13 protein-coding genes are annotated in these 13,124 nt (G+C 72.9%); 3 read left to right on the top strand and 10 right to left on the bottom strand.

From position 1 onward, the window contains the following. Positions 1-24 precede the first annotated feature (24 nt). From rsmD to CFP65_RS25845, 4 genes are all read right to left on the bottom strand, one after another. On the bottom strand, positions 25-609 hold the full coding sequence (gene rsmD / locus CFP65_RS25860) for a 16S rRNA (guanine(966)-N(2))-methyltransferase RsmD (protein ID WP_104818445.1): 585 nt from the start codon (positions 607-609) through the stop codon (positions 25-27). Between the two features lie 102 nt (positions 610-711). Beyond that, positions 712-1,221 (bottom strand): hypothetical protein, encoded by a 510-nt coding sequence (locus CFP65_RS25855; RefSeq protein ID WP_104818444.1) that lies wholly within the window; start codon positions 1,219-1,221, stop codon positions 712-714. A gap of 257 nt (positions 1,222-1,478) precedes the next feature. Then, a complete protein-coding gene (gene recG, locus CFP65_RS25850; protein WP_104818443.1) occupies positions 1,479-3,680 on the bottom strand; it encodes an ATP-dependent DNA helicase RecG in 2,202 nt (733 codons plus the stop codon). A gap of 38 nt (positions 3,681-3,718) precedes the next feature. Then, complete coding sequence (locus tag CFP65_RS25845) at positions 3,719-5,341, bottom strand: DAK2 domain-containing protein (RefSeq protein ID WP_104818442.1); 1,623 nt, start codon at positions 5,339-5,341, stop codon at positions 3,719-3,721. Positions 5,342-5,633: 292 nt separating this feature from the next. Here CFP65_RS25845 and rpmB point away from each other — a divergent pair, with 292 nt between their 5' ends. Beyond that, complete coding sequence (gene rpmB / locus CFP65_RS25840) at positions 5,634-5,819, top strand: 50S ribosomal protein L28 (RefSeq protein WP_035846000.1); 186 nt, start codon at positions 5,634-5,636, stop codon at positions 5,817-5,819. Positions 5,820-5,966: 147 nt separating this feature from the next. Here the strand turns inward: rpmB and thiD are convergent, their stop codons facing one another. From thiD to CFP65_RS25825, 3 genes are all read right to left on the bottom strand, one after another. Beyond that, complete coding sequence (thiD, locus tag CFP65_RS25835; RefSeq protein ID WP_104818441.1) at positions 5,967-6,761, bottom strand: bifunctional hydroxymethylpyrimidine kinase/phosphomethylpyrimidine kinase; 795 nt, start codon at positions 6,759-6,761, stop codon at positions 5,967-5,969. A 124-nt stretch (positions 6,762-6,885) separates the two neighbouring features. After that, the gene (locus CFP65_RS25830; protein ID WP_104818440.1) at positions 6,886-7,911 is read right to left on the bottom strand and encodes a 6-phosphofructokinase; all 1,026 of its coding nucleotides are present in this window, start codon (positions 7,909-7,911) and stop codon (positions 6,886-6,888) included. A 162-nt stretch (positions 7,912-8,073) separates the two neighbouring features. Further along, a complete protein-coding gene (locus CFP65_RS25825) occupies positions 8,074-9,042 on the bottom strand; it encodes a thiamine-phosphate kinase (RefSeq protein WP_104818439.1) in 969 nt (322 codons plus the stop codon). Positions 9,043-9,221: 179 nt separating this feature from the next. Between CFP65_RS25825 and CFP65_RS25820 the strand changes: the two genes are divergently transcribed. Next, positions 9,222-9,455, top strand: a complete 234-nt coding sequence (locus CFP65_RS25820) for an Lrp/AsnC family transcriptional regulator (protein ID WP_104818438.1) — start codon at positions 9,222-9,224, stop codon at positions 9,453-9,455. 34 nt (positions 9,456-9,489) lie between these two features. Continuing rightward, positions 9,490-10,017: a DUF3515 domain-containing protein gene (locus CFP65_RS25815; protein ID WP_104818437.1), complete on the top strand. Its 528-nt coding sequence runs from the start codon at positions 9,490-9,492 to the stop codon at positions 10,015-10,017. Here CFP65_RS25815 and CFP65_RS25810 read toward each other — a convergent pair. The 3 genes from CFP65_RS25810 to CFP65_RS25800 all read right to left on the bottom strand — a co-directional run bounded on the left by CFP65_RS25810 (position 10,001) and on the right by CFP65_RS25800 (position 13,089). Beyond that, on the bottom strand, positions 10,001-11,152 hold the full coding sequence (locus tag CFP65_RS25810) for a D-alanine--D-alanine ligase family protein (protein WP_104818436.1): 1,152 nt from the start codon (positions 11,150-11,152) through the stop codon (positions 10,001-10,003). The genes CFP65_RS25815 and CFP65_RS25810 overlap by 17 nt on opposite strands. Positions 11,153-11,242: 90 nt before the next feature. Beyond that, positions 11,243-12,244: an NAD(P)H-dependent glycerol-3-phosphate dehydrogenase gene (locus tag CFP65_RS25805; protein WP_104818435.1), complete on the bottom strand. Its 1,002-nt coding sequence runs from the start codon at positions 12,242-12,244 to the stop codon at positions 11,243-11,245. Then, entirely contained in the window at positions 12,241-13,089 is an 849-nt protein-coding gene (locus tag CFP65_RS25800; protein ID WP_104818434.1) for a 1-acyl-sn-glycerol-3-phosphate acyltransferase, read from the bottom strand. Before CFP65_RS25800 ends, CFP65_RS25805 begins: the two co-directional genes overlap by 4 nt. Positions 13,090-13,124 lie beyond the last annotated feature (35 nt).

Here is a 13,124-nt window from a genome sequence, read left to right as displayed (position 1 = left end):
GGGACTCCCTTGAGGGGTGCGGTGCTACGAGTGTTGATCGACCTCGACGGCGGCGCGACCGTACCAGAGGGTGCCCTCGCCGTACTTGCGCGAACGCAAGCCCTCGAAGCCCTCCGGCCAGCCGAACTCTCCGCCCCTGGTGCTGCGTTCCACGGTGACGAGTGCGTCCTCCGTGATCCAGCCCCCAGAGCGGAGTGTGATCAGCATCTCCCGCAGCGTGTCGTCCGGCACCACGTACGGGGGGTCCAGGAAGACCAGGTCGTACGGAGCCTGCGGCGGCGCCCCCGCGACCACCCGCTCGGCCTTGTCGGCCCGCACCTCGGCGCCGGGCAGGCCCAGGGTCTTCACGTTCTCCCGGATCACCTTGGCGGCGCTCGCGTCGGCCTCCACCAGCAGCACGTGCTCGGCGCCCCGGCTGAGCGCCTCCAGGCCGACCGCCCCCGACCCGCCGAACAGATCGAGCATCCGGACCCCGTGGATCGTGCCGCGCAGCGACTCCAGCGTGGAGAACATCGCCTCCCGGGCCTTGTCCGAGGTCGGGCGGGTGCTGCGGCCGGGCGGCACGGCGAGGCGGCGGCCACCGGCCGTGCCGGCGATCACGCGGGTCATGAGCGGGCCAATCCTTGGGGTCGGAGGGGTCGGGCTGGCCTCCCACGCTATACGGGCGGAGCCCCGCCGGGATCTCCCGGCGGGGCTCCTGAGGTGCAGCGGTCACTCGGCGGCGGCCGCTCCGAGCAGGGCCGGGGAGGCGTACCGCGACCAGGAGAGGCAGCCGTCGGGCGGGCAGTACTCCGGACGGCGGGGGTCGTGGCCCAGCTCGCGGAGCTTGGTGCGGACGGAGTCGGGCGTGCGGCCGAAGCGGGCGGCTATCCGGGCGACGGTCTCGTTCTCGTGGAAGCGGCGGACCAGCTCCTCCTCGTGCTGCGGCACCCACGGCGCGCCGTGCCCGGGGTACAGCTCACGGAGCACGTCCCGGTCCGGGATCGGCTCGGAGACGTCGGCCACGATCGCCAGGGCGCGCAGCGCCCGGTTGAGCGCGATCCGGAGCGAGGCGACGTCCTCCACCGGAAGGCGGAGCTTGCCGCTCGCGAGCGGGCTGGCGGAAGCGCCCTCCCGCCAGCCGGTCAGGGTGAGGGTGATTTCGCGGTCGTCCTCGCTGGCGAGCTCGATCCGGAAGACCTTGTCGCCGAGCGGGAGCTCGTTGAGATGACGAAATGCCATGGCAGGACCCCCAAGTGTCGCGCCAGGAACGGCCCTTGAGGACCGCCCTGAACACTTACATTCTCTCGTCCGGCACTGACAACCAAGGGCACCACCAGGGGCGCGGGGAACGGCGCGGCCAGCCATGCACGCTGCCGCTGTCTTACGCAGATGCCCACTTGCACTATCCGTTGACGGTGCAACTGGGCATCTCTGCGATCTTGAAGGCGCGCTTCTTCCGATCTCGCGCAGTTCCCCGCGCCCCTGGAGGGGCGGGTCTATCCCTTGTCGAGGAAGGCTGCGCGGTCCTCGTCCAGCAGCCCCGCCAGGGTCTCGCGGAGGGCAGGGTGGGCGGCCAGGGTCGGGTCGGCGGCGACCAGGCGGGTGGCCTCCTCGCGGGCGGTGGCGATGATCTCCTCGTCCTCCAGGACGGAGAGCACCTTGAGCGAGGACTTCACCCCGGACTGGGCCTGGCCCAGCACGTCGCCCTCGCGGCGCTGTTCGAGGTCGATCCGGGAGAGCTCGAAGCCGTCCAGGGTGGCGGCCACCGCGTCCAGCCGGGCCCGGGCCGAGGAGCCGGCCGGCATCTCGCTGACCAGCAGGCAGAGGCCGGCCGCCGAGCCGCGGCCGACCCGGCCGCGGAGCTGGTGCAGTTGGGAGACGCCGAACCGGTCGGCGTCCATGATCACCATGACGGTGGAGTTCGGCACGTTGACGCCGACCTCGATCACCGTGGTGGCGACCAGCACGTCCACCTCGCCCGCCGAGAACCGCCGCATCACCTCGTCCTTGGCCTCCGGCGCCAGCCGCCCGTGCAGGATCTCCACCCGCAGCCCGGCCAGCGGGCCCTTGACCAGCTTCTCGGCCGTCTCCACCACCGAGAGCGGCGGCCGCTTCTCGTCGCTGCCGGCGCCGAGGTCCTCGGGGTCGTCCGGGGTGGCCTTGCGCTTCTTCTTGCCGTCCTCCGGCTCGTCCCCGATCCGGGGGCAGACCACGTACGCCTGGTGGCCCTTGCCGACCTCCTCGCGGACCCGCTCCCAGGCCCGGGCCAGGAAGTTGGGCTTCTCCAGGGCCGGCACCACATGGGTGGAGATCGGCGAGCGCCCGGCCGGGAGCTGGTCGAGCACCGAGGTCTCCAGATCGCCGAAGACCGTCATCGCCACGGTGCGCGGGATCGGCGTGGCCGTCATCACCAGCAGGTGCGGGGGCTGCTCGCCCTTGGCCCGGAGGGCGTCGCGCTGCTCCACGCCGAAGCGGTGCTGCTCGTCCACCACCACCAGGCCGAGGTCCTGGAACTGCACCTTGTCCTCGATCAGCGCGTGGGTGCCGATCGCCAGCCCGGCGTCGCCGCTGGCCATGTCGAGCATCGCCTGCCGCCGCGCGGGCACGCCCATCGAGCCGGTCAGCAGCACCACCTTGGTGCCGATCTCGGAGCCGAAGAGCGAGCCGCCCTCGGCCAGATCGCCCATCATCTCGACGATCGAGCGGTGGTGCTGCTGGGCGAGCACCTCGGTGGGCGCGAGCAGCACGGCCTGGCCGCCGCTGTCCACCGTGCGCAGCATGGCCCGCAGCGCGACCAAGGTCTTGCCAGAGCCGACCTCGCCCTGGAGCAGCCGGTGCATCGGGTGCTCGGTGGCCAGCTCGGCGAAGATCTCGCCGCACACCTTCTGCTGCCCCTCGGTGAGGGTGAACGGCAACCGGGCGTCGAAGGCGTCCAGCAGGCCGTCGGCCACGCCCTTGCGGGCGAAGGCCGGGCGGGCGCCGTCCTCGGCCCGGCGCTGGGCCAGCGCCGTCTGGAGCACGAAGGCCTCGTCCCAGCGCAGGCGCTCCTGGGCGCGCTCGCGGTCGGCCTGGCTGCGCGGGCGGTGGATCAGCTCGACGGCCTCGGCCAGCGGGATCAGGTCGTGCCGGGTGCGCAGCTCCTCGGGCAGCGGGTCGCGCAGGTCGCCGAGGTGCTTGGTGAGGGCCGTCTCGACGCAGAGCGAGAGCTTCCAGCTGGGCAGCTGGGCGCTGGCCGGGTAGACCGGGATGAGCCGGCCGGCGAACTGCTCGGCGGCTCCGCCGCCCTCCTCCTCGTCGATCAACTGGTAATCGGGCGAGGCGAGTTGGCGGCTGCGGTTGAAGACGCCCACCTTGCCGGCGAAGAGGCCCTGGGCGCCGGGCCGCAGCTCCTTCTGCCGCCAGCCCTGGTTGAAGAAGACCAGGCTGAGCCGGCCGCGCCCGTCGGTGACCACCACCTCCAGCCGGTCACCCTTGCGGGCCTTGAACGGGATCAGGGTGACCTTCTCGATCCGGGCGAGCACGGTGACGTGCTCGTCGACCTCCAGGTCGTCCAGGCTGGTGAGCTGGCCGCGCTCCACGTACCGCCGTGGGTAGTGGTGCAGCAGGTCGCCGACCGTGCGCAGCTTGAGGCTGTCGGCCAGCACCTTCGCGGTGCGGTCGCCGACGAGCTTGGTCAGGGGTTCGTCCAGGGCAGACATCAAGCCCTATTGGACACCACGGCGCTGACGAGCCGCGGCTACTCCACCCCGATGAGCAGCGGAGCCGCCTCCTGGCCGCCCGCGAAGACCACGGTGTCGACCTCGGGGCGCTGGCGTCGGGCGTGCGCCACCAGCTGGTCGGCCAGGGTGGCGGGGGCGCCCGCGCCGAGGACGAGGGTGACCAGTTCGCCGCCGGCCGCGAGCATCCGGGCGAGCACGGTGCTGCCGGTCTCCAGGAGGTCGGCGCCGATCACGGCCACGTCCCCGTCGATCAGGCCGAGCACGTCGCCGGCCTGGCAGACCCCGGCCATCGTCCAGGACTCCCCCTCGGCGACGGCCAGCTCGGCGTAGCGGGTGGCCCCGGCGGCGGAGGTCATCGCGACCACGTCCTCGTCGAAGCGGCGGGAGTTCTCGTGCACGGCCAGCGCGGCCAGCCCCTGGACGGGCGAGCGGGTGGGCAGCACGGCGATCCGCACGCCCTCCTCGCGCAGCTGGTCGGCGGCGGCCCCGGCGGCGGCCCGCAGCTCGGGGTCGTTGAGCAGCAGCACCACCTCGCGGGCGGCGCAGCGGCGCAGCGCCTCGGCCAGCTCGGCGCTGGCCGGGGGGCGGTCCGGGTCGGCGAGCAGCACGGCGGCGCCGGCCTGCTCGCAGAGCTCGGCCAGGCCGCTGCCGGAGACCACGCTGAGCACGGCCCGCCCCTGCGGCTCGGCCCCGGCCCGCTCCCCCGCCCGGGCGGCTGCCTCGGCGAAGTGGGTGATCCGGATCTGGTAGGGCCGCCCGGCCTCCACGCCGGCCTCGACGGCGGCGCCCGCGTCGTCCACGTGGACGTGCACGTTCCACAGCCCGTCCCCGCCGCCGATCACCAGCGAGTCGCCGAGCCCGGCCAGCCTGCCGCGCAGCGCGGGCAGCGCCTCGTCCGGGGCGTCCAGCAGGTAGATCACCTCGAAGGCGGGGTGGCCCAGGCCGGGCGGGCGCTCGTGCCCCTCGCAGCCCGGCAGGTCGACCAGGCTCAGCCCGAGCTCCTGGCGCAGCGCGAGCGGGCCCATCGGGGTCTGCCCGGAGACGGCGTCGGCCAGCGCCCCGAGGATGGCCACCAGGCCGCGGCCGCCCGCGTCCACCACCCCGGCCTCGGCCAGCACGTCCAGCTGATCGGGCGTCTGCTGGAGCGCCCGGCGGGCGGCCCGGTAGGCGGTGTCGGCGGTGTCGGCCAGCCCGTCGCCGACGGCGGCGGCCTGGGCGGCGGCGGCCGCCACGGTGAGCAGCGTGCCCTCCACCGGCTCGGCCACGGCCTGGTACGCGGAGTCGGCGGCCCGCAGCAGGGCGGCCCGCAGCCGCTCGGGCTCACCACCCAGGCTCAGCTCCTCGGCCATCCCGCGCAGCAGCTGCGCCAGGATCACCCCGGAGTTGCCCCGGGCCCCGATCAACGCCCCGCGCGCCATCGCGCCGACCACGGCCGCGAGCCCGGGCTCCCCCTCCCCCGCGTACTGCTCCTCCACCGCGACGGCGGCCGATTCGAGCGTCAGGTAGAGGTTGGTCCCGGTGTCCCCGTCCGGCACCGGGTAGACGTTCAGCGCGTCGATCTCCTCCCGGGCCTGCCCCAGCGCGGCGAGCGCGAGCCGGCACCAGGTGCGGACGGTCGAGGCGTCGATCGTGTCCAGCACCAGGTCTCCTCCGGGTGAACGCCACCTGGACGCGGGGAGGCGCGGCGGCGGGGGGTGATGGTGGCAGGTTATCGGGGGACGGGGGGAACGTCGCTGGCAGGAGGACCGGAGGGGACGATCATGGGCCGAACCATGGTAGTTTCGTTGAACCGGAGTCGGCGTTGTATGCTCTCCCGGTTGCCTGGAACAGTCCAGGCTCACCCCTTGAGTCGATTCGGTCCACGTGAGTGGGCAGAGCGTCTCAGCCGGGGTTTTCGAACGTAAATGATTCTGAAGTCTTGGAGTGACTCCTGTGGCTGCCAACTGCGACGTCTGCGGCAAGGGGCCGGGCTTCGGCAACAACATCTCCCACTCGCACCGCCGTACCCGTCGTCGTTGGAACCCCAACATCCAGACGGTGCGCGCTGTGATCGGGCGTACGCCGAAGCGGCTCAACGTCTGCACCTCGTGCATCAAGGCCGGTAAGGTCTCGCGCTGACGCGCAGACCGGTAAGCCGGTCCTCCGGGTAACCGATTCACCCTCGGGTGGGTCGGTTATTCGTTTGTCCGGACACTGTGGCGGCGGCACCCTCCCGGGTGCCGCCGCCACAGTGCGTCCGGCGCGAGTGCGTCCGGCGCGGGCCCGTCAGCGGGTGCGCCAGCCGTGGTCGACCGGGCCGATGCCCGCGCCGAGGGCGAAGCCGGCCGCGATGGCGCCGGTGACGTAGGCCTTGGCGGCGGCCACCGCCTCGGGCACCTCGGCGCCCTTGGCGAGCTCGGCGGCGATCGAGCTGGCCAGGGTGCAGCCGGTGCCGTGGGTGTGGCGGTTGTCGTGGCGCGGAGCGCGGTACCAGTGCTCGACGCCGTCCGGGCCGAGCAGCAGGTCGGCGGCCTCGCCCTCCAGGTGGCCGCCCTTGATCAGGGCCCAGCGCGGGCCGAGCGCGAGCATCGCCTCGGCGGCGGGCCGCATGTCCCGCTCCCCGGCGACGGTCAGGCCGGTGAGCTGCGTCACCTCGTGCAGGTTGGGCGTGGCCAGGGTGGCCACCGGCAGCAGCCGCTCGCGCAGGGTGGCCACCGCCTCGGCGGCGAGCAGCGCGTCCCCGTGCTTGGAGACCCCGACCGGGTCGACCACCACCGGGGCGCCGACGCCGGTGAGCAGCTCCGAGACGGTCTCCACCAGTTCGATCGAGGCGAGCATGCCGGTCTTCACGGCCTGCACCCCGATGTCGTCCACCACGCTGCGGTACTGCGCCCGGACGGCCTCGGCGGGCAGCTCCCAGTAGCCCTGCACCCCGAGCGAGTTCTGCGCCGTGACGGCGGTGATCACGCTCATGCCGTGCACGCCGAGCGCGAGCATCGCCTTGAGGTCGGCCTGGATGCCGGCGCCACCACCGCTGTCGGAGCCGGCGATGGTCAGGACGCGAGGGGGTGCAGGTGTCATGGCTGACAACCTTACTGGGGCGGTATCCACGGCAGGGATTGCCCTGACCAGCAAGGTGAACGCCCCAGCGGTCGGCCGCGCCGTTCCCCGCGCCCCTGATAGTGCAACTGACCCATGGTGCGAATCAGAGCACGGCTTCCGACTCCGCCCAGCGGTCCGGCGGGACGGTCTTCAGCTGGGTGACGGCCTCGGCGACGGGGACGAGTTCGATGTCGGTGCCGCGCAGGGCGGTGAAGTGGCCGAAGGCGCCCTTGTGGACGGCCTCGACGGCGTGCCAGCCGAAGCGGGTGGCGAGGACGCGGTCGAGGGCGGTGGGGGTGCCGCCGCGCTGGGTGTGGCCGAGGATGACCGGGCGGGCCTCCTTGCCGAGGATGGACTCCAGCTCGCCGGCCAGCCGGTTGCCGATGCCGCCGAAGGTCTGGTGGCCGAACTGGTCCACCTCGCCGTGGTCGAAGCGGAGCGTGCCGGGGGCCGGCTTGGCCCCCTCGGCGACGGCGATGATGGCGAACTTCTTGCCGCGCTGGAAGCGCTCCTCGATCATCCGGGAGACGGCCTCGATGTCGAAGGGCTTCTCCGGGATGAGGATGCCGTGCGCACCGGCCGCCATCCCGGCGGTGAGCGTGATCCAGCCGGTGTGCCGGCCCATGAGCTCGACCACCATCACCCGCTGGTGGGATTCGGCGGTGGTCTTGAGCCGGTCGATCGCCTCGGTGGCCACGTGGACGGCGGTGTCGAAGCCGAAGGTCATGTCGGTGGCGTCGATGTCGTTGTCGATGGTCTTCGGCACGCCGACCACCGGCAGCCCGGCGTCGCTGAACATCTTGGCCGCCGTCAGGGTGCCCTCGCCGCCGATCGCGATCAGCGCGTCGATGCCCAGGTCGGCGGCCAGCCGCTCGCAGTTGTCCACGGCCCAGTTGATCCGCTCGCGCTGGACCCGGGCCGAGCCGAGGATGGTGCCGCCGAGGGTGAGCAGACCGGTCACGTCGTCGTGCGAGACCGGGCGGGCCCGGCCCTCGATCAGGCCGAGGAAGCCGTCCTCGATGCCGAGGATCTCGTCCCCGTGCACATCCGTGCCCCGGTGCACCACGGAGCGGATCACCGCGTTGAGGCCGGGGCAGTCGCCACCGCTGGTCAGGACGCCGATACGCATGGGTGACTCGGTCTCCGCTCTGTGTGCGGGCGCAGACCGGCACACGAGTAGCTGGGGCGGGACAGACCGGACATAACGACCCGGCCGAGGCCTGATACTACGCGGCCGAGACCTCGTAAAGCCCATTCCCGCGACTCCAACGGCCCAAGCCGGACGGGCGCGTCACTCGGCCGCGAAGTGGTCCCATCCGCCCGCCGCGTCCCAGGGGGCACCGTCCACCGTGACCTGGCCGCCGCGGGCCGGGCTCGCCGGGCGGACCACCCGGCCGATCACCCGCCAGCGGGCCGGCAGCTGGGCGCTGGAGGGGAAGGTGGCCACGATCGCGTGGTCCTCGCCGCCGGAGAGCACCCAGACCAGCGGGTCGACCCCGACGGCCTGGCCGATGTCGGCCATCTGCGCGGGCACGTCGAAGTCGGCGGCCCTGAGGTCGATGTCCACCGCGCTGGCCGCGGCGACGTGGCCCAGGTCGGCCACCAGGCCGTCGCTCACGTCGATCATCGCGGTGGCGCCGAGCTCGGCGGCGGCCGGGCCCGCGTGGTACGGCGGCTCGGGGCGGCGGTGCGCCTCGACGAAGGCGCGCGGGGAGCGGAAGCCTCGGGAGAGCACGGTGAGCCCGGCCGCCGACCAGCCCAGCCAGCCGGTCACCGCCACCACGTCACCCACCTGGGCACCCGAGCGCTTGACGGGCTTGCGCCCCTGGAGGTCGCCGAGCGCGGTGATCGCCAGCGTGATGGTCTCGCCGCGCACCACGTCCCCGCCCACCACGGCAGCCCCGGCCACCTGGCACTCGTCCCGCAGACCGTCCATCAGCTCGGTGGCCCAGGTGGTCGGCAGATCGGCCGGCGCGACCAGCCCCAGCAGGATCGCGGTCGGCACCGCGCCCATCGCGGCCACGTCGGCGAGGTTCTGCGCGGCGGACTTGCGGCCCACGTCGTACGCGGTGGACCAGTCCCGGCGGAAGTGCCGGCCCTCGATCAGCACGTCGGTGGTGGCGACCACCCGGCCGTCCGGTGCCTTCACCACGGCGGCGTCGTCGCCCGGACCGAGGTCGACGGCCGGGGTCAGCGGCAGCCGTGCCGTCAGCTCCCGGATGAGGCCGAACTCGCCGAGCTCGCCCACGGTCCCCTGCATGTGCCGTCCTCTCCCTAGCCAACTGGTCGCCCGCGCGCAGCGTAACGCCCCCCGGCTCCCGCAGAAGTCTCCCCTCCCGGCCGCCCCGCGCGGTAGCGTGGTGATCAGTCTGCCGGTCGCCCCCGCCCCCGCGGCTCCACCCAGCGGCGATCCCGGTACCCAGCCGCCTGGAGGTCCCCGTGGTACAGGCATACATTCTGATCCAGACCGAGGTCGGCAAGGCCACCGCCGTGGCCCGGTCCATCACCGAGATCGAGGGCGTGGTGCAGGCCGAGGACGTCACCGGCCCGTACGACGTCATCGTCCGCGCCGAGGCCGAGACCATGGACGACCTGGGCCGGATGGTCGTCGCCAAGGTCCAGCAGGTCGAGGGCATCACCCGCACCCTCACCTGTCCGGTGGTGCACCTCTAGGGGTCCGGCGCGTAAGCGCCGATACCATCGGCGCATGACAGCTCTCCGCGCGCTGCGCGCCATGCCCGCCCCGGTCCGCTGGGCCACGCCCGCGCTCGCGCTGCTGGGCTGCGCCGGTCTGCTGGTCGGCGGCTGGACGGGGCCGGAGCAGCTCGCGCCGCCGACGCCCGGCCCGAGCGTCGCGCAGTACTGCGAGGCGCTGGACAAGGCACTGCCGAACGAGCTGCTCGGGCACAAGCGGTCCGACCCGGAGCCCGCCTCGCCGTACACCGCCGCCTGGGGCAGTTCACCCCGGACGGTGCTGCGCTGCGGGATCATCCGGCCCGACTACCTGGACAACGACTGGAGCGCCCGCTCCCCCGAGGTCAACGACGTGCAGTTCGGCATGGGCGAGGACGGGCACGGCGGGTACTTCTTCGTCACCTCGCAGGTGAAGGCGTACGTGGAGATCCACGTGCCCAAGGGGGCCTACCCCAACTACGCGGACCCGCTGAGCTCGTTGACCGACGCGATCAAGGCCACGATCCCAGCGGGTATCCCGTCCGTCAGCGCAGGCCGGTAGACCGGCTCAGCGCGGCCGTCAGCAGGCGGTCGATCAGCTCCGCGTACGGCAGGCCGGTGGCCTCCCACATCTTCGGGTAGGCCGAGATGGGGGTGAAGCCGGGCATGGTGTTGATCTCGTTGACCATCCAGCGGCCGTCCTCCAGCAGGAAGAAGTCCACCCGGGCCAGGCCCTCGCAGCTGAGCGCCTCGAAGGCGATCAGGGCCTGGCGGCGGATCTCGGCCGTCTCGGCCTCGGTCAGCGCCGCCGGGATCTGCACCTCGGAGGAGTCGACGTACTTGGCCTCGAAGTCGTAGAACTCGAAGTCGCCGCCGACCAGCACCTCGGCCGGCAGGCTGGCCTTCGGGCCCTCGGGGGTGTCGAGCACGCCGCACTCGATCTCCCGGCCGGCCACCCCGCGCTCCACGATCACCTTGGGGTCGTGGCGGCGGGCCTCCTCGATCGCGCCGTCCAGGTCGGCCAGGTCCTTGACCTTGGTGATGCCGATGCTGGAGCCGGCCCGGCAGGGCTTGACGAAGACCGGCAGGCCGAGCGCGGCCACCCGCTCGCGGGCGGCGGCCCGGCCGGCCTCGCCCTCCCAATCGCGCGGGCGGATCACGGTGTACTCGCCGACGTACAGCCCGTTCGATTCGAGCAGGCGCTTGGTGTACTCCTTGTCCATCCCGACCGCGCTGGCCAGCACGCCGGAGCCGACGTACGGCACGCCGGAGAGCTCCAGCAGGCCCTGGAGGGTGCCGTCCTCGCCCCAGGGGCCGTGCAGCAGCGGCAGCACCACGTCCACCTCGCCGAGCGCCTTCGGCGTGGCGCCGGGCTCGGACCAGAGCACCTCGCGGACGGCCGGGTAGCCCGGCAGCGCGAGCTGGCCCTCGGCGGACTCGGCGATCTGCTCCACGTCGGGGACGTTGCCCGCCGCCAGCGAGATCCCGCTCGGCTCCTGAACGAGCGCCCAGCGGCCCTCGTGGGTGATGCCGACCGGCAGCACCTCGTACTTGGTGCGGTCGATCGCGGCGAACACGCTGGCGGCCGTGGAGACCGAGACGCCGTGCTCGGAGCTGCGTCCGCCGAAGACGATCGCGACGCGCGGCTTGACGGCGCCCGAAGCGCCCGGGTGCGGGGTGTTCTGTTCGATGCTCATATCGCGTTTGAGACTACCGTGCGAGCGTTTCGACGGAAGTCACCGACAGCACCGTCAGGTCCACCCGGCCGTACCCGGACCGCTCCGGCCTCAGCGACGCTCGGGCTTGGCCGAGCGGGCCATCAGGGTGGCGAGCGCCTCCTGGGTGGGGCGGCCGTTGTGCACCACGTCCACCACGGCCTCGACGATCGGCATCTCCACGCCGTTGCGCCGGGCCAGGTCGAGCACCGAGGCGCAGGACTTCACGCCCTCGGCGGTCTGCTTGGTGGCCTTGATGGTCTCCTCCAGCGACATGCCCCGGCCGAGGTTGGTGCCGAAGGTGTGGTTGCGGGAGAGCGGCGAGGAGCAGGTGGCGACCAGGTCGCCCATCCCGGCCAGCCCGGCGAAGGTCACCGGGTCGGCGCCGAGCGCCAGGCCCAGCCGCATCGTCTCGGCCAGGCCGCGGGTGATCAGGGTGGCCTTGGTGTTGTCGCCCAGGCCCATGCCGTCGGCCATGCCGACCGCCAGGCCGATCACGTTCTTGACCGCCCCGCCGAGCTCGCAGCCGACCACGTCGGTGTTGGTGTACGGGCGGAAGTACGGGGTGTGGCAGGCGGCCTGGAGGCGCTTGGCCACCGCCTCCTCGGTGCAGGCCACCACGGTGGCGGCGGGCTGCCGGTTGGCGATCTCGCCGGCCAGGTTGGGCCCGGTGACCACCACGACCCGCTCGGGGCCGACCCCGGCCACCTCCTGGATCACCTCGCTCATCCGCTTGGTGCTGCCGAGCTCGATGCCCTTCATCAGGCTGACCAGCACCGTCTCGGGCCCGAGCAGCGGGGCCCAGGCGGCGAGGTTCTCGCGCAGGGTCTGCGAGGGCACCGCGAGCACCGCGAAGTCGGCGCCGGCCAGCGCCTCGGCGGCGTCGGTGGTGGCCCGGATGCTCGCCGGCAGCGTGAGCTGCGGCAGGTAGTCCGGGTTGACGTGACCCGTGTCGATCGCGTCCACCAGCTCCTTGCGGCGGCCCCAGAGCACCACCTCGCACCCGGCGTCGGCCAGGATCATCGCGAAGGCCGTGCCCCAGGAGCCGGTGCCGAGCACCGCGCAGCGCGTCACTTGCCCGCCTCCTCTTCGCCGTCGGCCTTCGTGCCGCTTCGCGCCTTCTTGCTGCCTCCGGCCGCCCGGCCGCCCTTGGCCGCGGCGGCCTCGGCGCGCTGCTTGGCGGCCTTGCGCATGTCGTACCGCTCGGCCGGGGGCTCCTCGCCGCGGATCCCGGCCAGCACGGCGGTGATCGCCGTCATGATGTCCTCGGTGGCGTCCTTGAGCACCTGGGCGGTGAGCTCCTGGCCCTGGTACTTGCTCAGGTCCACGGCCGGGCCGGCCGCCACGACCACCTTGTGCCGGGGGAAGAGGTTGAACTTGCCCTTCCCGCCCTTGCCGTACGGCGGCATGATCTCGTGCGCGCCCCAGTGCGCGACCGGGATGACCGGCGCGCCGGTCATCAGCGCGACCCGGGCCGCGCCGCTCTTGCCGGTCATCGGCCACAGGTCCGGGTCACGGGTGAGGGTGCCCTCGGGGTAGAACTGCACACACTCGCCCTGCTCGATCGCGGCGATCGCGGCCCGGAAGGCCGCGGCGGCGTCGGTGGACTCCCGGAAGACCGGGATCTGCCCGGTCTTGCGCAGCATGAACCCGATGAACGGGATCGAGAACAGCGAGGACTTGCCCAGGATCCGGGGCGGGCGGCCGCTGTTGTACTGCCAGTGCGCGTAGAACACCGGGTCGATCACGGAGTTGTGGTTCACCACCGTCAGGAAGCCGCCCTCCTCGGGCAGGTGCTCCCAACCGTGCCACTCCGGCTTCGCCAGGGCGGTCGTCACCGGCTTCACCAGCACGGCCGCGAAGCGGTACCAGATCCCGTAGTCGGCGTTGCCGAACCGGGCGTTCGAGCGGCGGGCCACCCCAGCTCCTCCTCATCCGTTGCGGCACGGAAGCT

This window comes from Kitasatospora sp. MMS16-BH015 (assembly GCF_002943525.1).
Taxonomy (GTDB): domain Bacteria; phylum Actinomycetota; class Actinomycetes; order Streptomycetales; family Streptomycetaceae; genus Kitasatospora.
This window is presented reverse-complemented; position numbering and strand designations above follow the sequence as displayed.

Coding starts and splice junctions, on each gene's coding strand:
- CFP65_RS25830 (WP_104818440.1), bottom strand. CDS start 7,911: ATGCGTATCGGCGTCCTGACCAGCGGTGGCGACTGCCCCGGCCTCAAC.
- rsmD (WP_104818445.1), bottom strand. CDS start 609: ATGACCCGCGTGATCGCCGGCACGGCCGGTGGCCGCCGCCTCGCCGTG.
- thiD (WP_104818441.1), bottom strand. CDS start 6,761: ATGACACCTGCACCCCCTCGCGTCCTGACCATCGCCGGCTCCGACAGC.
- CFP65_RS25855 (WP_104818444.1), bottom strand. CDS start 1,221: ATGGCATTTCGTCATCTCAACGAGCTCCCGCTCGGCGACAAGGTCTTC.
- recG (WP_104818443.1), bottom strand. CDS start 3,680: ATGTCTGCCCTGGACGAACCCCTGACCAAGCTCGTCGGCGACCGCACC.
- CFP65_RS25815 (WP_104818437.1), top strand. CDS start 9,490: ATGACAGCTCTCCGCGCGCTGCGCGCCATGCCCGCCCCGGTCCGCTGG.
- CFP65_RS25810 (WP_104818436.1), bottom strand. CDS start 11,152: ATGAGCATCGAACAGAACACCCCGCACCCGGGCGCTTCGGGCGCCGTC.
- CFP65_RS25825 (WP_104818439.1), bottom strand. CDS start 9,042: ATGCAGGGGACCGTGGGCGAGCTCGGCGAGTTCGGCCTCATCCGGGAG.